This window comes from Brevibacterium sp. CCUG 69071 (assembly GCF_021023135.1).
GTDB lineage: Bacteria > Actinomycetota > Actinomycetes > Actinomycetales > Brevibacteriaceae > Brevibacterium.
Genome location: NZ_PGFV01000001.1, coordinates 642,199 through 663,020, shown reverse-complemented (window position 1 = coordinate 663,020; position 20,822 = coordinate 642,199). Strand labels below are relative to the sequence as shown.

The 20,822-nt window shown below is 64.4% G+C and carries 18 protein-coding genes; 8 read left to right on the top strand and 10 right to left on the bottom strand.

From position 1 onward, the window contains the following. Window positions 1-39: 39 nt before the first annotated feature. Together CV023_RS03055 and CV023_RS03050 are read right to left on the bottom strand one after the other, a co-directional pair. Entirely contained in the window at window positions 40-546 is a 507-nt protein-coding gene (locus CV023_RS03055) for a peptide deformylase (RefSeq protein WP_230743981.1), read from the bottom strand. Beyond that, on the bottom strand, window positions 539-3,940 hold the full coding sequence (locus CV023_RS03050; RefSeq protein ID WP_230743980.1) for a pyruvate carboxylase: 3,402 nt from the start codon (window positions 3,938-3,940) through the stop codon (window positions 539-541). Before CV023_RS03050 ends, CV023_RS03055 begins: the two co-directional genes overlap by 8 nt. A gap of 173 nt (window positions 3,941-4,113) precedes the next feature. Between CV023_RS03050 and CV023_RS03045 the strand changes: the two genes are divergently transcribed. Then, a complete protein-coding gene (locus CV023_RS03045) occupies window positions 4,114-4,938 on the top strand; it encodes a ParA family protein (RefSeq protein WP_230743979.1) in 825 nt (274 codons plus the stop codon). Between the two features lie 231 nt (window positions 4,939-5,169). Here the strand turns inward: CV023_RS03045 and CV023_RS03040 are convergent, their stop codons facing one another. After that, window positions 5,170-5,751: a MerR family transcriptional regulator gene (locus CV023_RS03040; RefSeq protein WP_284934637.1), complete on the bottom strand. Its 582-nt coding sequence runs from the start codon at window positions 5,749-5,751 to the stop codon at window positions 5,170-5,172. 234 nt (window positions 5,752-5,985) lie between these two features. Beyond that, a complete protein-coding gene (locus CV023_RS03035) occupies window positions 5,986-6,810 on the bottom strand; it encodes a lysophospholipid acyltransferase family protein (protein WP_230743978.1) in 825 nt (274 codons plus the stop codon). An 86-nt stretch (window positions 6,811-6,896) separates the two neighbouring features. Here CV023_RS03035 and CV023_RS03030 point away from each other — a divergent pair, with 86 nt between their 5' ends. Genes CV023_RS03030 through CV023_RS03020 form a run of 3 tightly spaced genes read left to right on the top strand, consistent with a single transcriptional unit; the run spans window position 6,897 to window position 9,958 of the window. Further along, on the top strand, window positions 6,897-7,697 hold the full coding sequence (locus tag CV023_RS03030; RefSeq protein WP_230743977.1) for an alpha/beta hydrolase: 801 nt from the start codon (window positions 6,897-6,899) through the stop codon (window positions 7,695-7,697). A 15-nt stretch (window positions 7,698-7,712) separates the two neighbouring features. Next, window positions 7,713-8,147, top strand: coding sequence for a hypothetical protein (locus CV023_RS03025; RefSeq protein ID WP_230743976.1), 435 nt, complete (start codon window positions 7,713-7,715; stop codon window positions 8,145-8,147). 35 nt (window positions 8,148-8,182) lie between these two features. Next, on the top strand, window positions 8,183-9,958 hold the full coding sequence (locus tag CV023_RS03020) for a DEDD exonuclease domain-containing protein (protein WP_230743975.1): 1,776 nt from the start codon (window positions 8,183-8,185) through the stop codon (window positions 9,956-9,958). Here the strand turns inward: CV023_RS03020 and trpD are convergent. Then, the gene (gene trpD / locus CV023_RS03015) at window positions 9,926-11,047 is read right to left on the bottom strand and encodes an anthranilate phosphoribosyltransferase (protein WP_230743974.1); all 1,122 of its coding nucleotides are present in this window, start codon (window positions 11,045-11,047) and stop codon (window positions 9,926-9,928) included. The two genes, CV023_RS03020 and trpD, sit on opposite strands and share 33 nt — an antisense overlap. A 179-nt stretch (window positions 11,048-11,226) precedes the next feature. On the opposite strand from trpD, the gene ctaE reads away from it, so the two are divergent. Genes ctaE through qcrB form a run of 4 tightly spaced genes read left to right on the top strand, consistent with a single transcriptional unit; the run spans window position 11,227 to window position 15,458 of the window. Next, window positions 11,227-11,901, top strand: coding sequence for an aa3-type cytochrome oxidase subunit III (gene ctaE, locus CV023_RS03010; RefSeq protein WP_269067034.1), 675 nt, complete (start codon window positions 11,227-11,229; stop codon window positions 11,899-11,901). 56 nt (window positions 11,902-11,957) lie between these two features. Further along, window positions 11,958-12,743 carry a cytochrome bc1 complex diheme cytochrome c subunit gene (gene qcrC, locus CV023_RS03005; protein ID WP_230743973.1) on the top strand — a complete coding sequence of 262 codons (786 nt, stop codon included), beginning with the start codon at window positions 11,958-11,960 and terminating at the stop codon, window positions 12,741-12,743. 49 nt (window positions 12,744-12,792) lie between these two features. Beyond that, window positions 12,793-13,836, top strand: a complete 1,044-nt coding sequence (qcrA, locus tag CV023_RS03000) for a cytochrome bc1 complex Rieske iron-sulfur subunit (RefSeq protein ID WP_230743972.1) — start codon at window positions 12,793-12,795, stop codon at window positions 13,834-13,836. Further along, window positions 13,833-15,458 (top strand): cytochrome bc1 complex cytochrome b subunit, encoded by a 1,626-nt coding sequence (gene qcrB / locus CV023_RS02995; RefSeq protein ID WP_230743971.1) that lies wholly within the window; start codon window positions 13,833-13,835, stop codon window positions 15,456-15,458. Before qcrA ends, qcrB begins: the two co-directional genes overlap by 4 nt. A gap of 1,094 nt (window positions 15,459-16,552) precedes the next feature. On the opposite strand, the gene CV023_RS02990 is transcribed toward qcrB, so the two are convergent. From CV023_RS02990 to CV023_RS02970, 5 genes are all read right to left on the bottom strand, one after another. Continuing rightward, on the bottom strand, window positions 16,553-16,954 hold the full coding sequence (locus CV023_RS02990; protein ID WP_230743970.1) for a cytochrome c oxidase subunit 4: 402 nt from the start codon (window positions 16,952-16,954) through the stop codon (window positions 16,553-16,555). Next, on the bottom strand, window positions 16,951-18,648 hold the full coding sequence (ctaD, locus tag CV023_RS02985; RefSeq protein WP_230743969.1) for an aa3-type cytochrome oxidase subunit I: 1,698 nt from the start codon (window positions 18,646-18,648) through the stop codon (window positions 16,951-16,953). The genes CV023_RS02990 and ctaD overlap by 4 nt, the downstream gene beginning before the upstream one ends. Further along, window positions 18,645-19,517 carry an aa3-type cytochrome oxidase subunit II gene (gene ctaC / locus CV023_RS02980; protein WP_230743968.1) on the bottom strand — a complete coding sequence of 291 codons (873 nt, stop codon included), beginning with the start codon at window positions 19,515-19,517 and terminating at the stop codon, window positions 18,645-18,647. Before ctaC ends, ctaD begins: the two co-directional genes overlap by 4 nt. Before the next feature lie 109 nt (window positions 19,518-19,626). Then, window positions 19,627-20,385: a leucyl/phenylalanyl-tRNA--protein transferase gene (gene aat, locus CV023_RS02975; protein ID WP_230743967.1), complete on the bottom strand. Its 759-nt coding sequence runs from the start codon at window positions 20,383-20,385 to the stop codon at window positions 19,627-19,629. Between the two features lie 32 nt (window positions 20,386-20,417). Then, window positions 20,418-20,771: a HesB/IscA family protein gene (locus tag CV023_RS02970; RefSeq protein ID WP_230743966.1), complete on the bottom strand. Its 354-nt coding sequence runs from the start codon at window positions 20,769-20,771 to the stop codon at window positions 20,418-20,420. Window positions 20,772-20,822: the final 51 nt, after the last annotated feature.

The window sequence follows — 20,822 nt, the reverse complement described above, 5'->3', positions numbered from 1 at the left end:
TCTTCTCGGTCACGTACTTCTGGGTCACGTATTTCTCGGTCACAGCGCTCTGGCCAGGAACCAGTCGGCGGAGCGGATGGCCTTCATGGCCTCCCGACGCCGTTCCTTGGGCAGGGCCTGGACGTAGACCTGCCCGTCGAGGTGGGCGACTTCGTGCTGAAGCATCTGCGCGAACACCTCGGTGCCTTCGATCTCCACGGGATTGTTCTCGGCATCGACTCCGCGCACACGTGCGAATTCGTAGCGCGGGGTGGCGAAGAACAGGCCGGGCACCGACAGGCAGCCCTCCTCGATGTCGCGCAGTTCGCCTCCGAGCTCGACGATCTCGGGGTTGATGACGTACCCAGTGCGTCCGTCGAGATCGTAGCCGAATGCCCGCAGGGCGACTCCGATCTGGGGCGCGGCGACCGCGGCCCTGCCCTCCGGCAGCGAGGAGTCGACGAGATCGGCCGTGAGGGCGGCCACATTCTCATCGAAGACCGTCACCGGGGCGCAGGGGCTGCGGAGAACGGGATCGCCCCAGAGCCGGATCTCACGTTCAGCCATCGATGACCACCACGAGGTCGCCGCCCTCGAGCTGCTGGACATCGGCGATCGCCACGCGGGTCACGGTGCCCGCGGTCTGCGTCGTGATCGTCGCCTCCATCTTCATCGCTTCGATGGTCGCGATGGTGCCGCCGGCCTCGACCGTGTCGCCTTCCTTGACCTGCAGGGTGACGACACCGGCGAACGGGCTGGCGACGTGCTTGGGATTGCCGGCATCGGCCTTCTCAGCGGCCTTGATGTCGGTCTCGACCGCCCGATCACGAACCTGCAGCGGACGCAGCTGGCCGTTGAGGGTGAACATCACCGAACGCATGCCGCGCTCGTCGGTGTCGCTGATGGCCTGAACTCCGATGAGCAGATCCTTGCCCTTCGACAGCTCCACCGCATGCTCTTCGCCCGCGGTCAGCCCGTAGAGGTACTCGGAGGTCTCGACGACCGAGAGATCGCCGTAGTTCGCCCGCATCTGCTCGAATTCCTTCGTCGGTCCGGGGAACAGCAGGGAGTTGAGCTTGACCTGACGATCACGGCCCGGCTCCTCGAGCGCGGCGACGTCCGCCGGTTCGAGGTCTTCGACGAGAGGCTTGCGACTGCGGCCGGCCAGAGCTTTCGTGCGGAACGGCTCGGGCCATCCGCCCGGAGGATCTCCGAGGTCACCGCTGAGGAACCCGATGACCGAATCAGGGATGTCGAACTTGTCCGGGTTCTCCGCGAACTCCTCCGGCGAGACCCCGGCACCGACGAGGTGGAGGGCGAGATCGCCGACAACCTTCGAGGACGGGGTGACCTTGACCAGGTGGCCGAGGATCGAATCCGCCGCGGCGTACATGTGCTCGATCTCTTCGAACCGCTCCCCCAGGCCCAGCGCCACGGCCTGCTGACGGAGGTTCGAGAGCTGGCCGCCGGGGATCTCGTGACGGTAGACGCGACCTGTCGGTCCGGGCAGTCCCGATTCGAAGGGTGCGTAGACCTTGCGCACGGCCTCCCAGTAGGGCTCGAGGTCGCTGACGGCATCGAGGCTGATGTGGGTGTCCCGCTCGGTGTTCTCGAACGCCGCGATGAGCGCCGAGAGGCTCGGCTGGCTGGTGGTCCCGGCCATGGCCGCCGAGGCGGCGTCGACGGCATCGGCACCGGCGGCTGCCGCTGCGCACAAGGTGGCCAGCTGACCGCCGGCGGTGTCGTGGGTGTGGACGTGGACGGGCAGATCGAAGTTCTTCCGCAGCGCACTCACGAGCGCCTCGGCAGCGGCCGGACGCAGCAGACCGGCCATATCCTTGATCGCCAGGACGTGGGCTCCGGCCTCGACGATCTGCTCGGCGAGCCTGAGGTAGTAGTCGAGGGTGTAGAGCTCTTCCCTCGGGTCGAGGATGTCCGAGGTGTAGCACAGGGCCACCTCGGCGACGGTCGTGTTCGTCGCCCGCACGGCCTCGATGGCCGGCCGCATCTGCTCGACGTCGTTGAGGGCGTCGAAGATGCGGAAGATGTCGATGCCGGTCTTTGCGGCTTCATCGACGAAGGCGTCGGTGACCTGTGTCGGATACGGAGTGTAGCCGACGGTGTTGCGGCCCCGCAGAAGCATCTGCAGTCCGATGTTGGGCACAGCGGAGCGCAAGGCGGCGAGGCGTTCCCAGGGGTCCTCGCCGAGGAAGCGCAGGGCCACATCATAGGTGGCGCCTCCCCAGGCCTCGATGCTCAGCAGCTCCGGGGTCATGTGGGAGACGTGCCCGGCCACGGCCAGGAGGTCGCGGGTGCGCACACGCGTGGCCAGCAGCGACTGGTGGGCGTCGCGGAAGGTGGTGTCGGTGACGGCCAGGGCGGTCTGCTCACGGAGCGACTTCGCAAAGCCCTCGGGACCGAGCTCGAGGAGTCGATTGCGGCTGCCGGGGGCAGGTTCGGCGTCGAGGTCGATCTCCGGCAGCTTCTCGCCGGGACGGATCCTGACGGTGGGTTCGCCGTTGGGCCGGTTGACGGTGACATCGGCGAGGAAGTCGAGGATCTTCGACCCGCGGTCGGCGCTGACCCGTGCATCGAGGAGCTGCGGTCGCTCCTCGATGAATGAGGTGGCCAGGTCACCGGCGATGAAGGATTCGTCTTCGAGCACGGCCTGCAGGAAGCCGATGTTCGACGAGACACCGCGGATGCGGAACTCCGCGAGAGCGCGACGTGCCCGGGAGACCGCCTGCGGGAAGTCACGGCCGCGGCACGAGAGCTTGACGAGCATGGAGTCGAAGTGGGCGCTGACCGCCGCACCTGCATGGACGGTGCCGCCGTCGAGTCGCACACCGGCGCCGCCGGCCGAACGATAGGCGGTGATGGTGCCCGTGTCGGGGCGGAAGGAATTCGCCGGGTCCTCCGTGGTGATGCGACACTGGAGAGCCGCTCCCCTGATCCGCATGTCCTCCTGCCGCAGCCCGATCTCATCGAGTGTGGCGCCGGCGGCGATGCGCATCTGGGAGGCCACGAGGTCGACGTCCGTGATCTCTTCGGTCACGGTGTGCTCGACCTGGATGCGCGGATTCATCTCGATGAACACGTGCTTGCCGGCCCGGGGGCCGTCGGTCTCGAGCAGGAATTCGACGGTGCCAGCGTTCTGGTAGCCGAGGGCCTTGGCGAACTTCAGGGCATCGGCGTGCAGTGCCGTGGCGATCTCGGGGTCGAGGTTGGGTGCCGGCGCGATCTCGACGACCTTCTGGTGGCGGCGCTGCACGGAGCAGTCGCGTTCGAAGAGGTGGATGGCGTTCGAGTCATTGTCGGCCAGCACCTGGACTTCGATGTGGCGCGGACGCTGCACGGCCTGTTCGATGAACACCGTCGGATCACCGAATGCACCTTCGGCCTCACGCATCGCGGCCTTGAGGGACTCCTCGAGTTTGGCGGGTTCTGCGACCCGGCGCATGCCGCGACCGCCGCCGCCGGCGACGGCCTTGACGAACAGCGGGTACTCCATCGATTCGGCATCGGCGAGCAGCTGGGCGATATCGGCCGAGGGGCGGGTGGAATCGAGCACCGGGATGCCGGCGTTGCGGGCTGCGGACAGTGCCTGGACCTTGTTGCCTGCGAGTTCGAGCACATCGGCCTTCGGGCCGATGAAGGTGATTCCCGCCTCGGCGCAGGCACGTGCCAGATCGGGGTTCTCGGACAGGAAGCCGTAGCCGGGATAGATGGCGTCGGCTCCGCTTTCCTTGGCGACGCGCAGGATCTCCTCGACGCTGAGATAGGCGCGGACCGGGTGGCCCTCCTCGCCGATCATATAGGCCTCATCGGCCTTCATCCGGTGTTCCGAGTTCCGGTCCTCATAGGGGAACACAGCGACGGTCGAGGCGCCGAGTTCGTACGCCGCGCGGAAGGCGCGGACGGCGATCTCGCCGCGGTTTGCCACAAGAACTTTAGAGAACATCTGTGTCTCTCACTTCTGTATCGGCCGCCGGTTGGCGACTGGTCGACGGGCTGTCGAGAAATACTCTACTCAGTGACCTGAGCCACGCTGAGACAGGGGGTCCCATTTTCGACTCGGGCCGCCTCGGCGTGGTCGTGACCGCCCGGCCGGTTCCGATACGTTACCGTAGGAGGGTGCTTGTCCTAAGTATCAGCAGCCTCAAAGGCGGAGTCGGTAAGACATCCGTGACGCTCGGTCTCGCTTCGGCGGCCTACAACCGGGGTATACCGACCCTGGTCGTCGATATGGATCCCCAAGCGGATTCGTCGACGGGCCTCGATGTCCCGACCTCGACGCGGGTCGATATCGCCGATGTCCTGGCTGCCCCGAAGTCCCAGAAGATCCTCTCCGAGGCGATCATCCCCTCCGGGTGGGTCGGCGAGAAGCTCGGTCATCTCGACGTGATCTCCGGGTCTCCCCGGGCCGCCGAGTTCGATCGTCCGTCTCTGTCGGAGCGCTACCTGCGCCGACTCGACGATGCGCTGAGCCGGATTGCGAAGGGCTACCGCCTCGTCCTCATCGACTGCCCGCCCAGTCTCAACGGTCTCACTCGCACCGCTTGGACCGCGAGCAGCCGCGTGGCGGTCGTGACCGAGCCCAGCCTGTTCTCTGTGGCCGCTGCCGATCGTGCGCTGCGTGCCGCCGACGAGCTGCGTCAGCGGGGGACCTCGGACATCCAGCCGCTGGGACTCGTCGTCAACCGCGTTCGCGCCGGATCGACCGAGCACGACTACAGGATCTCCGAGATGCGTGAGATGTTCGGTCCTCTGGTGCTCAATCCGCCGCTGGCCGAACGCGCCGTCATGCAGCAGGCACAGGGTTCGGCCCGACCGATCCATTCGTGGCCGGGCAAGCCCGCCGAGGAGGTCGCCTCCTCCTTCGATTCGCTGCTCGAACGTGCGCTGCGCTCGGAGAACATCCGCGGGCGCAAGCAGAGCGGCTCTTCATCTGAGAACTGACCTCAGCGGCGTCGTCCTGACGTCGTTTGGGGCAATGTTGTCCTCCCCCGCAGTGCCTCCGAGGTGTCTCGACCTGCCGCGCCGCCGGAAATGAGCATTGAGCAGGGGCCCGAACAGAGCAGACGACTGAATTGAGAGCAGACATGCGTGTGGCCCGTCCATCATGGACGGGCCACACGCATGTTCCCCCGAGTCAGTGAGGTGGACCGGGAGCGGTCCGAGCTGTCGAAGTCAGCCGAGCTTCTGTGCGCGGCGCTGCGCGAGTTCGTCCATGGCCAGCACCGCATCATCGTCTTCGGGAATCCGTTCGCTGGGCAGTTCGGAGAGACTGCCCTCGACCTCGTTCCAGACACGGCCGACGGCGATGCCGAAGACGCCCTGTCCACCCTGCAGGAGGTCGACGACCTCATCGGGTGAGGTGCATTCGAAGACGCTGGCTCCGTCGGACATGAGCGTGATCTGCGAGAGGTCCTGGACACCGCGCGAACGCAGGTGATCGACGGCGGTGCGGATCGACTGCAGTCCCACACCGGTGTCGAGGAGGCGCTTGACGATCTTGAGGACGAGGATGTCACGGAAGCTGTAGAGGCGCTGGCTGCCGGAGCCGGTGGCGTTGCGGATCGAAGGAGTCACCAGGTCGGTGCGTGCCCAGTAGTCGAGCCGACGATAGCTGATGCCGACGACCTTGCACACGGTCGGACCGCGGTAGCCGGCCTCTTCGTCGAGGACGGGCAGATCATCGTCGAAGAGCAACCCTTGGGCCGCCGACGGTATCGGCGTCGACTCGACGCTTTCATGACTTGAGCGGTTCACACCGACTCCTCCTTAAAGTCCCTGGGGGAAGCGAGGTCGCTTGGAAGGACAGAGAACATAAACATTCTAGCCCTCTTCCCAGCGAACCTACAGTGGGATTCAACAACTCCAAGCTATTCTCCCTGGCCCTTCAGGACAAACACCCCAAGGTAACGATTTCTGCGTGTCGCCGTTATCGCAGTATTCGAACACGCGATCCGCCGTCGATTCGCCGGCTGAGCGTGCTCGGATCGCTCAGTTCCCCGGCCTGCCGCCGGTGGCATCGCGGGGCTCATCGGAGGCCGTATCGGAGCTCTTCTCTGCCCCCTGGGCGTCCCCGGTCGGCGGGTTCTGCCCGTCCTCGGCATCTGCGGACTTGGTGGCCTTCTTCGGCTTGGCGCTGGTGAGCAGCTTGGTCTTGACCGTCGAGGCGTAGGCGTCGACGTATTCCTGTCCCGACAGACGCATGATCTCGTACATGATCTCATCGGTGATCGAACGCAGCAGGAAGCGGTCGACCGGGAGCCCTTCGTATTTGGAGAAGTCCATGGAGGAGCCGAAGACCACTCCGACACGGCGCAGCTTCGGGATCAGGCGCCCGGCGGGCTGGAGTTTGTCGGTGCCGATGATGGCCACCGGGATGACCGGGGCTCCGGACTCGAGGACGAGACGGGCGATGCCGGTCCGACCCCGGTAGAGCTTGCCGTCCGGTGAGCGGGTGCCTTCGGGGTAGATGCCCAGCGAATTTCCCTCACCGAGCACCTTGAGCCCGGATTCGAGAGAAGCCTGAGAGCCCGAACCTCCGCCGCGATCCATCGGCAGCTGATTATTGAGCTTGAAGAACCAGCGAGTCACCGCGCCTTTGATTCCGCGTCCGGTGAAGTAGTCCTTCTTGGCCAGGTAGACGACGGGACGGGGAGCGAGCAGGGGAACGAAGATCGAATCCATGAAGTGGTTGTGGTTTCCGGCGATGATCGCTGGACCATCGCTCGGCAGGTTGTCCAGGCCCCTGACCCAGGGACGGAAGAGTATCCGCAGAATGGGTCCGGCGAGGACTCGCTTGAGAAACCAGTAGAACACGAGCACCCTTCCATGTCACGACGCTTTGTCGTCCTCGGACATCATATATCGACACGCGCGTCGCACTTCCATGCCATGCTGTTGCCATGGAGATCGACTTCACACCACAGCATCCGGTGCCCACGGCACCCTACCGCCACATCGTCGATGAGTCATCCGACGCGGTGCTGTTCCTCCACGGAATCACGGGTTCACCGGCCGCCTGGTTCCCGATCGCCCGGTCCCTCGCCGAGCAGGGCCACAGCGTCAGCGTCCCCCTGCTGCCCGGTCACGGCACGCAGTGGCGCGACCTCAACGCGACCACCTGGTCGGATTGGCTCGGCGCGGCGCTGACCGAACTCGGCAGGTTGGAGGCAGACCATGATCGGGTCATCGTCGCCGGGCTGTCGATGGGCGGGGCTCTCGCCCTCGGCCTGGGAGCGACATCTGCTCCTCCGCAGGAGATCGTCCTCGTCAATCCGGCGCTGCATATCGACAGTCCCCTGACTCCCGTTCTGCCCGTACTCAAGCACTTCGTCTCCTCGATCCCTGCCATCGGCGGCGACATCGCCCACCCGGGACGGGACGAATTCGCCTACGAACGGACGCCGATCGCGGCCATCGCCTCGTTCGCCTCGGCGCTGGAGGGCCTGCGGGAGGAACTGTGGAAGATCGAGGTCCCGGTCACCGTGTTCGCCTCCGGACAGGACAACGTCGTCGGTCCCCGCTCGCTGCGCACCCTCCGGTCCGGCCTCCCCCGGCGACCGCAGATTGTGGCGATGCGCCGCTCGCGCCACGTGGCGACCCTAGATCACGATGCTCAGGCGATCGCCGAGGCGGTCGCTGCGGCAGCCGCATCCCCGCGGTCGGGATCGGTGCTCGACGGTGGAGGCCGGGGAATAGAGTGACGGCGAGGATTGCTGATGAGTGACATGGAGGACGAGGAGAACGAGGACTGGCGCAACCAGATTCCCGATTCCGAACGGATCGGGGAGGACCCTGCGCGCATCAGCGACAGTCAGTGGGAAGACCTCGTCCAGCAGATCGCCGAACCCGCAGCGCCGATGGCCGACATCCCAGTCGAAGAGGTCAGGGACGCCCTGGAGGAATCCGAGGGGTGGGAGCCCGGTCCGGCCGAACCGATCGGCTGGCGCACCGCTTCGCCGACTCTCGTGCTCTCACTGCTGGCCACCCTCGGCGCAGTCGTGCTCCTGCTCATCGGCGTCATCTTCTTCCGACCGCTGCCCGGCTGGTATCTGCTCGTGGGAATCGCCGTGGGACTCGGGGGTGCGATCGGACTCTTCTTCCACCTGCCCACGACTCGATCGGTCGACGGAGACGATGGCGCCTCGGTCTGAGAGCCGTGTCAGAGGCAGGTGAGAGACTGACCTCCATGTCCTTGCCATTCGACCGAGCCCCGGGCCCATTCGAGAGCACCCAGCTGTCGTTCGACAGCCTCGGCACACCACTTCATGAGGTCACCTTCGTCATCGTCGACCTCGAGACCACCGGCACCACAGCGGGGAAGTCGGAGATCACGGAGATCGGCGCGGTGAAGACGCGCGGCGGTGAGGTGATCGGCGAATTCCAGTCGCTGGTCAAACCCGAGGAGTCGGTGATCTCACCGTTCGTGTCCCGCCTCACTGGGATCACCCACGCGATGGTCGATGATGCTCCCTCGATCCGCTCGGTGCTGCCGAGCTTCCTCGAATTCTCCATCGGCGCGGTCCTCGTCGCCCACAACGCGCCCTTCGACATCGGGTTCCTGCGCTCGGCCTGCGAGAAGCTCGACTACCACTGGCCATCTCCGACCGTTCTCGACACCGTCACCCTGGCCAGGCGGGTGGTCGGACGCGATGAGGTCCGCAATCACAAGCTGGGCACACTGACGGCCCATTTCGGCACCAGTGTGACGCCGGACCACCGGGCGCTCTCGGATGCACGCGCCACCGGCGAGCTGCTCCATCACCTGTTCGAGCGGTTCGGCGGGTACGGGATCACCACTCTTGAGGAGCTCTCGACGGTGCGGCAGGCCGGCTGGGCCAAACGTCAGGCGAAATCGCACCTGGCCAAGGGCGTGCCGGCCGAACCGGGCGTCTATATGTTCCTCGACGGCACCCGTCGCGTGCTCTACATCGGGAAGTCCGGCAACATGGCCCGGCGGGTCAGGGGCTACTTCAATGCCTCGGAGAACCGCGGTCGGATGGCGGAGATGATCACCGCGGCCCAGGAGGTCTCCTGCCTGCCGTGCGCCCATTCCCTCGAGGCGGAAGTGCGCGAGCTCCGCCTCATCGGCGAACTGGCCCCACCGTACAATCGGCGCTCGAAGAACCCAGACCGCAACTCCTGGATCGTGCTCAGCGACGAGGAGTATCCGCGACTGTCGGTGGTCCGCTCCGCCTCGGCGATCGAGCGCTCCCCCGCACCCGCCCTCGGCCCGTTCCGATCACGGAAGTCCGCTCAGGCGGTCAAGGAGACCCTCGACACCCTGTACCCGGTGAAACGCTGCACGGCGAAGGTCACCGCGGCCAATGTGGCCGATCATCGTCCCTGCGTCAGCTCCCAGGTCGGTCAGTGCGGCGGACCGTGCGCCGGGATCACGGACCCCGCCCGGTACCGGTCCGAGATCGCCGAGCTCTTCGACGCCTTGGCCGGTGACTTCTCCTCCCTGCGCCGGCTGAGCGGTCAGAGGATGGCGAAGCTGGCCGCGGAGGCGCGCTACGAGACCGCCGCCGAGGTGCGCGATTCGCTGCGCTCGGCCCTGTCCACCGCGGCCCGCGCGGAGACGGTGTCGGCGCTGCGTGCGGTGCCCGAGATCCTCGCCTCGGCGCCGGCGACGGAGGGCGGAGAGGATCTCGCGGTGATCCGGCACGGCAAACTCGCCGCGGCCTCGCACGTCCCGGGAGGCGCAAACCTCGACGCGGCCTTCGATTCGCTGTGCGCGACCGCCGAATGGGTGCCGCGGCCACACCGCAGTCTGCCGGCCGAAACCGACTCATTGGCCGAGGAGACCCGGCTGCTCGCGAGCTGGCTGCAGGATGCGAGCATGGCATGGCCGAGTCGGTCAGCCGAGGCTTTCCCCGCGGACTTCACCTGGTCCTTGCCGGTGGACGGCGCGAACCACCATGCGCAGGTCTCAGGTGCGATTCGTCTCGGCGACCCGGTGTGAGACCTCGACGAGCTGATCGAGCTTCCGTGCCCCGGCGCCGGAGTCGGCCGTCTCGGTGGCGACGCTGATCTTCGCCGACATCCGCTCGGTGAAGCTTCCGACCGCCGACTCATCGGCGGCGACCAGCGCCGCGGCGGCGTTGATGAGGACGATGTCGCGGACCGCTGAATGCTCGCCGTCGAGGACCGCACGGGTGATCGCGGCGTTGTCCTGCGGTCCGCCGCCGCGCAGGTCGTTCTTCGTCACGCGTTCGAAGCCGAGATCGAGGGCGTCGAAGGTGGTGTGCTCGACCTCTCCGTGCCGAACCTCCCAGACATCGTTGACATCGGTGTTGCTCAGCTCGTCGAGTCCGTCACGGGACCGGAAGACGACTGCCTGGTGTCCGCGTTTGGCCAGTGTGCCGACTACCAGCGGGGCCATCTGCGCATCGGCGACGCCGATCGCGGTGTGCCTGGCCCGGGCCGGGTTCGTCAGCGGTCCGAGGATGTTGAAGGCAGTCGGCACGCTGATCTGACGGCGCACGGCCGAAACGAACTGCATCGACGGGTGGAAGACGTTGGCGAAGCAGAAGGCCAGTCCCACCTCCTGGGCGATGAGTCCGGTCTGCTCCGGCGTGATGTCGAAGCGGACGCCGAGGGCCTCGAGCACGTCGGCCGAACCCGAGGCCGAGGAGGTCGCGCGGTTGCCGTGTTTGACGACGCGCTGTCCCGTCGCGGAGATGATCATCGCCGCCGTCGACGAGATATTCGCCGTCTTCGCACGGTCGCCGCCGGTGCCCACGATGTCGACCGAGTCTTCGAGCCCGGGAAGCGGCACCGCATGGTCCATCATCGCCGAGACGAGGCCGGCGATCTCGGCGACCGTCTCCCCCTTCGTGTGATGGGCGGCGAGAAATGCGGCCATTGTCACATCCGGTGTCTGACCCGACATGATCTGGTCCATCGCCCAGGCCGCCTGGCTCTCTTCGAGGTCCTTCTGATGCATCAGCGACATCAGCAGATCGGGCCAGCTGAGACTCTCGGCAGCGGCGTTTCTGACGGGCTGTGCTGTCGAAGAATCCGGGGCTGTCGGGCGCGAAGAATGGGTCATCAGAATGAACTCTCGATAGGGTGTGCCACCACCTCTTACGGCGAGGTGGGCCTTACCTGCGGCATCCTATCCTGTCCTCGACACGCGGGGGCGCGACGGTTCCGATTCGAGATTTCGGCACCAAATCGGGGTTTTCGCTACATCGTGTAGAAATTTCTGCCGCCAAACCTGGGTAAAAGATGAAAACTCACCCCGAGACGAGTAATAATGGGGTTGTGTCAACTGCCACTGCATCTCAAACAGCGCCAGCGCATCCGGTTGTCAATCGTCCGAATGTGACCACGGTGGGCTTCATCGTGTTCCTCGCGAGCGACCTGATGTTCTTTGCCGCGCTCTTCGCCATGTACTTCACCATCAGATCGGTCGTTCCGGGTCTGTGGGAGACCAAGACAGAGATCTTGGACATTCCCTATGCGCTCGGAAACACGATCATCCTGGTGTCGTCCTCATTCACCTGCCAGCTGGGTGTCTTCGCCGCTGAACGGTTCCGTCCGCGGCGCACCGGCTCGCTCCTGAACGTCACCAAGTGGGGAATGGTCGAGTGGTTCTACCTGACCTTCCTCCTCGGCGCGGTCTTCGTGTCCGGTCAGGTGATGGAGTACGCGACCCTCGTCAGCGAGGGTGTCGCCATCAACTCCGACGGCTATGGTTCCGTCTTCTACCTGACCACCGGCTTCCACGGCATCCACGTGACCATCGGACTCATCTGCTTCCTGCTCGTGATCGGTCGAGCCTATGGAGCGAAGAAGTTCGGCCATCATGAGGCCACATTCGCGATCTGCGTGTCCTACTACTGGCACTTCGTCGACGTCGTCTGGATCGGTCTCTTCGGCGTCATCTACCTGCTGCAGTAGACGGCCGAGATGCACGGCCACCAGGACTCACAAAACTTCAAGCAAAGGACGATCAAGTGAAGCTTCTAGCAGATCGCCGCAGGCACCCCATGGCACTGGTAGTGCTGCTGCTGGTGGGCCTGCTGCTGACCGGCGGAGCCTACGCACTCTTCACCCAGACTTCGAGCGCCAAGGCCGACACAGCCAGCTCGTCTGACATCGAAGAGGGCAAGAAGCTGTTCGCGGCCAACTGCGCCACCTGCCACGGCCTCAATGCCGAAGGCTCGAAGGCCGGCCCCGGACTCATCGGCGTCGGAGCCGCAGCTGTGGACTTCCAGGTCGGCACCGGCCGCATGCCGCTGCAGGCGAACGGTCCGCAGGCCCGGGTCAAGGAACCGCAGTTCGACGATGAGCAGACCGCACAGCTGGCCGCCTACGTCGCTTCGCTCGGACCCGGACCCTCGATCCCCGAAGAGGAATACCTCGACGCTTCGAAGGGCGACCCTGCCGCAGGTGGCGGTCTCTTCCGCACGAACTGCGCCATGTGCCACAACGTGGTCGGCGCCGGTGGCGCTCTGACCCGTGGCAAGTATGCACCTAACCTGTCTGAGGTCTCGGAGAAGCACCTCTACGAAGCGATGCAGACGGGACCGCAGAACATGCCGATCTTCAACGATGCGAACCTGACCCCGGACGACAAGCGCGATGTCATCGCCTACGTCCGCGAGGTCTCGGAGAACCCCTCCCCCGGCGGATTCAAGCTCGGATCCCTGGGACCAGTGGCTGAGGGTCTCTTCATCTGGTTCTTCGGACTCGCGGCAGTCATCGGAATGACAGTGTGGCTGTCATCCAGGTCGAAGTGAGTCCGGCCGTGTCGTTCACCATCCATCACGAGAATAGACGGGGAATTCAATGACCTCGAAAGAGCACTCCGGCGGCGGCAGCCAGCTCGAGGAGTTGAACGGGTTCACCAACCCTGGGCTGCCGGAACACAAGCCGCGTCTGGCTGACGCCGATCCGCGTGCCGCCAAGGTGGCCGAGCGCCAGGTTGCCCTGTGGTTCGTCCTGTCGATGGTCGGAACCATCTGGTTCATCGTCTCCTACTTCCTGTTCACCCCCGGCGAGACGATGCAGAGCATCCGCATCCACAACATGTCCGTGGGTCTCGGTGCCACCGTCGCGATGTTCTCCATCGGCGTGGGCGCGATCCTGTGGGCCAAGAACCTGATGAGCGATCATGAGGGCATCGACGAACGCCACGACATCGCCGGCAGCGAAGAGGACCAGGCCATCGCGCTCGAGATCCTCCACCAGGCCAAAGAAGAGTCGGGAATCGCCCGTCGTCCGCTCCTGCGCAACACGCTCATTGCGGCCCTGGCGATCGCACCTCTTCCCGCGATCCTCGTCTTCCGCGACCTCGGCCCCCTGCCGGGCGACAAGCCGTTCCACACTCTGTGGGAGAAGGGCACCCGTCTGGTGCGGGATCCCGGCGGCATCCCGTCTCCCGATTCCGAGCGACCGATCAAGGCCGAAGAGGTCACGATCGGCTCGGCCTACCACGTCCTGCCCTCGGGCATCGGCGACGAAGAGAAGAGCGAACATCCGCTCAACGAGAAGGCCAAGGCCGCTGTCCTGCTCATGCGGATCAACCCCAATGAGCTCAAGGAAGACCCGGACCGCGCCAGCTGGTCGCACGACGGCATCGTCGCGTACTCGAAGATCTGCACGCATGTGGGCTGCCCCGTGGCACTCTACGAGCACCAGACGCATCACCTGCTGTGCCCGTGCCACCAGTCGACCTTCGACGTGACCGAACACTGCAAGGTCATCTTCGGCCCGGCCAAGCGCCCCCTCCCGCAGCTGCCCATCAGCGTGGACAGCGAGGGCTACCTGGTGGCGCAGTCGGACTTCCCTGAGCCCGTCGGACCTACCTTCTGGGAGATCAACCACCCATGAGTACAACACAGCCCACAACAGCCATCGGGAAGGCAGCGCACTTCACCGAGACCCGCGTCGGGGCATCCGTGCTGGTTCGGGAATTCGGCCGCAAGATCTTCCCGTCCCACTGGTCCTTCATGCTCGGTGAGGTCGCTCTCTACAGCTTCGTCATCGTCATCCTCTCCGGTACGTTCCTGACGTTCTTCTTCCACCCCGCAATGGGCGAGCTCCATTACGAGGGTCCATGGGCTCCTCTGCGCGGTGTGGAGATCTCCGAGGCATACAACTCCACGCTCGCGATCTCGTTCGAGATCAGGGGCGGTCTGTTCATCAGGCAGATGCACCACTGGGGTGCGCTCCTGTTCGTGGCCGCTCTGAGCATCCACATGCTGCGCGTGTTCTTCACCGGTGCCTTCCGTCGGCCGCGTGAGCTCAACTGGGTCGTCGGAGTGCTGCTCGTCATCATGGGCATGGCTGCCGGCTTCACCGGCTACTCGCTGCCCGATGATCTGCTCTCCGGCAACGGCCTGCGCATCATCGACGGCATCATCAAGTCGCTGCCGTTGGTCGGAACCTATATCTCGTACTTCCTCTTCGGCGGCGAGTTCCCCGGCATCGACATCGTCTCGCGGCTCTACACGCTGCACATCATGATCGTCCCGGCACTGCTCATCGCGCTGATCGGAATCCACCTCGTCTTCGTCGTCGTGCACAAGCACACCCAGTACCCGGGTGCAGGCAACACCGAGAAGAACGTCGTGGGCGAACCGGTCCTGCCGACATTCGCCGCGAAGGGCGGAGGGTTCTTCTTCCTCATCTTCGGTCTCATCTCACTGATCTCGGCACTGTTCACGATCAACCCGATCTGGAACTACGGTCCCTACGACCCGTCCCCGGTGTCCGCAGGTACCCAGCCTGACTGGTACATCGGCTGGGCCGATGGATTCCTGCGCATCGTGCCGGGCTGGCTCGAGTTCTACATCGCCGGGTGGCCGATCTCGCTGAACATCAACAGTGCCGTCCTCGTCATGGGCGGAGTCTTCGGTGCGATGTTCATCTACCCGTTCTTCGAGTCCTGGCTGCTCAAGGACAAGCGCGAACACCACATCCTGGATCGTCCCCGCAACAACCCCACGCGCACCGCCATCGGTGTGGCAGGTATCATCTTCTACTGCAATATGTGGGCTGCGGCTTCCGGTGACATCATCGCCGTGTTCTTCCAGATGTCGTTGAACGACATGATCTACATCTTCCGGATACTCTTCTTCGTCGGTCCGGTGATCGGGTACATCATCACCAAGCGCATGTGCATCGCACTGCAGCGCAAGGATCGCGAGATCGCTCTGCACGGTCGGGAGACGGCGAACATCATCCGTCTTCCCCACGGTGAGTTCCTCGAGCGTCACGAGGCGCTGCCACCGCACAAGCTGTGGAAGCTCACCGCATTCGAATCGCCGAGCTACATCCCGGCGGAGCCGAATGCCGAAGGTAAGATCACCGGTCTCGAGAAGTTCCGTGCACGTCTGTCGAGGTTCTTCTTCGAAGATCGCGTCGCTCCGGTGACCAAGCAGGAGCTTGAGGCATCGCATCACGATCATGACTCGGTCGAGGGTGACGATCACAAGCAGATCGGTCACTGATCGAGTAGGGGCGGATAGCCACCAGGCCGAGGGGTCCAGCAGTCAGCTGCTGGGCCCCTCGGCCATTCATGGTTCGTCGCGGTCGCCTGCAGCCTGCACTCCCCCGGTCTGCTCTGCATTCCCCCGACGGGCTGCTCTGCACTGACCGGCGTGTTGTGGACGCCGCCGATGTGTTGTGCGCGATCTCGATATTTCTTGCGCGTCCTCGGTCTCTCCCTCTTTGGTCGCGAACATGGTCTCGGTGCTGCGTTCGTGTCCCAGCACGGCCGCCTCGGCGAAACCAAGCACCCACAGCGTCGTTCGCCGACTATTCCTTTCGGCATAGACCGAACGAATTCGCCTCAGAGGACCTCACGACGCGGCGACATTCCCCGTCTCCCGCAGAACGCCAGCGCCCTGCCCCTGAGCCCGTTGTGCAGGCGGTACAAACGCGTCGCAACACATCCGGGTCTCCCGTCGCAGGCACAGCGGCCGGGAGGTCACCGATGACAGCGATGTCTTCGCCGTCCGCAGCCTGCTCTCCCGCGGCCCTTGGTCACGGGCCCGTCGTTGCATATGGGCCCGAGCACGCCTCAAGGCTGCTGCTGCGTTGCGCTCCGGTGGACGTACACTCACACTCCCACAGGCGTGGAGCGGGTGCCCAGCTCTTCAATGGGTCTCACTGCACTCCAAAACAGGTCTCATGGTCCTTCAAGCGAGTGCTGGGCCCTTCGACGGGCTTCTACCGGTCACGAGTGCCGCTGGAGTCTCAACGGTGACTGGAAGCGGCCCGTACACGGCCAACACTGGAAGCTTCGCGACTGGTGCCCCAGCGACAACGGCCGGTCAGAACCGGTGGGGCGCCTTCAGTGAGCGCCACAGCGCCGCAACAGACGTCACAGAGCTCGGGACAGCGCCTCTGCCGGTCCCACGGAGTGCAGGAGCCTCTGGGGCCGAATCTCGACCGCCCGGGCAGACCCTGAGGCGCGGAACTGTGCACGACTGAATCGGCACTGACCGCGCGCACCTGCAGACAGCACAAAGCGGCCCGGACGCAATCGAGTCCGGGCCGCCTGTGAGCCGTTCAGTGCGCCATGCTGCTGCGCACCGTGAGATCAGTGCGCGTGATCGCCGCGATCATGTTCGTAGGAGATTCCGACGAGTGCCACAAGACCGAGCACAGCACCGAAGGGGAAGATCCACCAGCCCATGGCGATTCCGTAGAACGAAACCGCTGCGGCACCGGCGCAGACGATGGGCCACCAGCTCCACGGGCTGAAGAAGCCGTAGTCGGCATCCGCATCCGAGATCTCCGCATCCTCGCTGTCCTGGGGCTGACGACCGACGCGTCGGTCGGTCAGCCACAGGTAGACACCGATCATCAGTGCCATCACGCCGACGAGGAGAAGAGCGGGGAATCCGACGAGCTCGGTGAAGTCGGTGAAGAAGCCGTAGACCACACCTACTGCCATGAAGAAGATTCCACAGAGGTTGAAGACGTAGATCGAGGATTTCACTTGGCGCTACCTCCGGTCAGCTGAGGTTCGGGCTGGCTGTGACCTGCGTACTCCAGCAGTTCGGGGTGGTTGACATCGAATGCCGGACGCTCCGAACGGATACGGGGCAGCGAAGTGAAGTTGTGACGCGGGGGCGGGCAGGAGGTCGCCCACTCGAGGGATCCGCCGTAGCCCCAGGGGTCGTCGACGGTGACCTTCGGTGCATTGCGCGCCGTGATCCACACGTTCCAGAAGAACGGCACCATGGACAGACCCAGGATGAGGGCACCGACGGTCGACACCTGGTTCATCCAGGTGAAGCCATCCTGCGGCAGGTAGTCGGCATAGCGACGAGGCATACCGTCGACTCCGAGCCAGTGCTGGACGAGGAAGGTGCCGTGGAAGCCGATGAACAGCATCCAGAAGTGGATCTGTCCGAGCTTCTCGTTGAGCATCCGACCGGTCCACTTGGGCCACCAGAAGTAGAATCCGCCGAACATCGCGAACACCACGGTGCCGAAGACCACGTAGTGGAAGTGAGCCACGACGAAATAGGAGTCGGAGACCGACTGGTCCAACGCCGGGCTGGCCAGGATGACACCGGTGAGTCCGCCGAAGAGGAAGGTCACGAGGAATCCGATCGCCCACACCATCGGTGTTTCGAAGGTGATGGATCCTCGCCACATCGTGCCGATCCAGTTGAAGAACTTCACACCGGTCGGAATCGCGATGAGCATCGTCATGAAGGCGAAGAACGGCAATGCGACCACACCCGTGACGTACATATGGTGGGCCCACACCGTCACCGACAGGGCGGCGATGGAGATGGTCGCGAAGACGAGCTCCTTGTAGCCGAACACCGGCTTGCGGCTGAAGACAGGGATGATCTCGGTGATGATTCCGAAGAAGGGCAAGGCGATCACATAGACCTCGGGGTGCCCGAAGAACCAGAACAGGTGCTGCCAGAGAACTGGCCCCCCGTTGCCGGGACTGAACACATGGGATCCCAAGACGCGGTCAGCTCCCAGGACGAGCAGAGCGGCAGCCAGCGGCTGGAAGGCCATGAGCACGAGGATGCCGGTGATGAGGACGTTCCAGCTGAAGATCGGCATACGGAACATCGTCATACCCGGTGCACGCATCGTGATGATGGTGGTGATGAAGTTGACCGAGCCGAGGATCGTACCGAAGCCCTGCAGGCCGAGGCCGAGGACCCACAGGTTTCCGCCGGCACCGGGAGTGAACGTCGTATTGCTCAATGGCGCATAGGCGGTCCAACCGAATGATGCCGCACCCTGCGGGGTGAGGAAGCCGGAGATCGCAACGATGCTGCCGAACAGGTAGAGCCAGAAGGCGAAGGCGTTGAGTCGCGGGAAAGCCACGTCCGGTGCGCCGATCTGCAACGGCATGATGACGTTGGCGAATCCGGCGAACAGCGGCGTCGCGAACATCAGCAGCATGAGTGTGCCGTGCATGGTGAACAGCTGGTTGTACTGTTCCTTGGTCTCGATGATCTGCATCCCGGGCTCGAAGAGCTCGAGACGGATGACCAAGGCCATCACACCGCCGACGCAGAAGAAGAAGAACGAGCCGATGAGGTACATGTACCCGATCGTCTTGTGGTCGGTCGACGTGATCCAGTCGACGATGATCTTGCCCTTGCTCCGCGGAACAACGGGCGCGTCAAGAACCGCCTGATTCGTTGTTGCGGTCATTGTTCAGCACCTTCTTTCGGGTACCAGTTGCGATCGAACTCGGGTCCGAGCTGGCCGGTGTTGCCATCATCGGCGAGTGATTTGGTGTATTCGGCGAATTCGTCCTTCGAAACGACCTTCACGTTGAAGAGCATCTCCGAGTGGTACTCACCGCACAGCTCGGCGCACTTGCCGACATAGTCGCCTTCCTTCTCCGCACGGAGATGGAGGCTCTGATCGTGGCCGGGGATCATATCGCGCTTCTCGAGGAAGGCGGGTACCCAGAAGGAGTGGATGACGTCGCGTGAATGAAGTCTGATCTCGAGGTCGGTGTCGACCGGAAGGTAGAGGGTCGGAGCGGTCTCGCCCGGCTCTTCGGTCCCGTCGAGGTGGGCCTGCGTGCCGGCGAAGTACACGTTCTCGGTCTCGTAGTTGAAGTCCCAAGCCCACTGCTTGGCTGCGACCTCGATGACCTGCTCTCCGGGCGTGGTGTCATCGGTGGTCTTCTCCATGACCTGCACGCTCTGGAAGAAGAAGCCGAGGACCAGAACCACCGGAGTCACGGTGAACAGGATCTCGATCGGCATGCTGTAGCGCATCTGCACGGGCAGACCGCGATCGTTCTTGCGTCGGCGGTAGGCGACCATTGCCCACAGGATGAGGCCCCACACGATCAAACCGACGATCATCAGGGCGATCCAGCCGCCGTTCCACAGGGCGGTGTACGCCTCAGTGTGGTTGGTGGCACCCTTCGATTCGACGGGGAAGAATCCTGTGGCGATCTGCTCTTTCGTGCAACCCGATAGCAACGCCGGTATCAACACGGCGCTCAGAATGCCGAGCCGCTTCGCCCAGGACCGCTGCGGTCCTGACTGATTCGGAGAATCCACGTGCAGCCTTTCACAACCTTCTTCGCCTCCGGACAGGCCGGAAGACGAGTTCTTACTCTGTCATCCCCAAGACTACCGCTACAGGCGGTAGAAATTCACATGCAGATGTTCATTTGTTGAGAATAAGCTGACAGCGCTGGCCGCGGAGCGCGGAATCTAGCCGTGCGGAGTACTCCAGTCCCCCGATCTCCGACACGCCGAGGGCGGCCAGATGTGGCGTCTGCCACTGCGTATCGATGAGCCAGCGCTGCTCCGGGAATGCCCCATCCGCCGAGGTGGGCCCGCCAGCAGCCGTGTCATCAGCGGTGCCGTCCGGAGTGGTCCGAGGCGACGCCGAGATGGTCTGCGGCAACGCTGAGCGAGTCTGTGAAACTGCGGTCTGCGAGGTGCCGTCGAGGACCGATACGAGGTGCGCGAGGGCGGCTTTGGACGCGTCCGTGCGGGTGTGGAACATCGATTCGCCCGCGAAGAAGGACCCGATTGCGACCCCGTAGAGGCCGCCGACGAGTTCACCATCCGCCCAGACCTCCACGGAGTGGGCCCAGCCCTCGCGGTGCAGGCCGGTATAGAGGCCGATGATCTCCTCGGTGATCCAGGCGCCCGAACGATCGGGGTCCGCGCAGGCGCGGATCACCTCGTCGAAGGCGGCATCGACGGTGAAGTCGAAGTGGCGCATCGACTTGCGCAGACTCTTGGAGACGCGCAGGGCATCAGGCAGCAGCACTCCGCGCCGTCGCGGTGCCCACCAGCCCATCCGGCCCGTCCCGCCGGCACCGATGCCCATGGGGAAGAGACCGGCCCGATACGACGAAAGGACCTGGTCCTGCGTGGCCGTGTACGACACGGCACGCAGATCCTCCAGGTCCATTTCGGTGGTGTCCTCGGTTCAGCCGAAGACGATCAGTGGAACGAGTCGCCGCAGGCGCAGGATCCGCCGGCGTTCGGGTTGTCGATGGTGAACCCCTGCTTCTCGATCGTGTCCGAGAAGTCGATCGTCGAACCGTTGAGGTAGGGCACGCTCATCCGGTCGACGATGACCTCGACGCCGTCGAAGTCGCGCACGGCGTCACCGTCGAGGTGGCGCTCGTCGAAGTACAGCTGGTAGATCAGACCGGAGCAGCCACCGGGCTGCACGGCCACGCGCAGACGCAGGTCATCGCGACCCTCCTGCTGCAGCAGGCTGCGAACCTTGTCGGCCGCCGTGTCGGAGAGCTCGACCTCGTGAGTCGCCTCGGCTTCTTTCGTCACAGTCATGGTTACTCCTTATTTCGGTGCTGGTCCCAGGCTACACCGCAGACAACGTCG

Coding starts and splice junctions, on each gene's coding strand:
- ctaE (WP_269067034.1), top strand. CDS start 11,227: ATGAAAACTCACCCCGAGACGAGTAATAATGGGGTTGTGTCAACTGCC.
- qcrB (WP_230743971.1), top strand. CDS start 13,833: ATGAGTACAACACAGCCCACAACAGCCATCGGGAAGGCAGCGCACTTC.
- CV023_RS02970 (WP_230743966.1), bottom strand. CDS start 20,771: ATGACTGTGACGAAAGAAGCCGAGGCGACTCACGAGGTCGAGCTCTCC.
- trpD (WP_230743974.1), bottom strand. CDS start 11,047: ATGACCCATTCTTCGCGCCCGACAGCCCCGGATTCTTCGACAGCACAG.
- CV023_RS03050 (WP_230743980.1), bottom strand. CDS start 3,940: ATGTTCTCTAAAGTTCTTGTGGCAAACCGCGGCGAGATCGCCGTCCGC.
- aat (WP_230743967.1), bottom strand. CDS start 20,385: ATGGACCTGGAGGATCTGCGTGCCGTGTCGTACACGGCCACGCAGGAC.
- CV023_RS03030 (WP_230743977.1), top strand. CDS start 6,897: ATGGAGATCGACTTCACACCACAGCATCCGGTGCCCACGGCACCCTAC.
- CV023_RS03055 (WP_230743981.1), bottom strand. CDS start 546: ATGGCTGAACGTGAGATCCGGCTCTGGGGCGATCCCGTTCTCCGCAGC.
- CV023_RS03020 (WP_230743975.1), top strand. CDS start 8,183: ATGTCCTTGCCATTCGACCGAGCCCCGGGCCCATTCGAGAGCACCCAG.
- CV023_RS03025 (WP_230743976.1), top strand. CDS start 7,713: ATGAGTGACATGGAGGACGAGGAGAACGAGGACTGGCGCAACCAGATT.
- qcrA (WP_230743972.1), top strand. CDS start 12,793: ATGACCTCGAAAGAGCACTCCGGCGGCGGCAGCCAGCTCGAGGAGTTG.
- ctaD (WP_230743969.1), bottom strand. CDS start 18,648: ATGACCGCAACAACGAATCAGGCGGTTCTTGACGCGCCCGTTGTTCCG.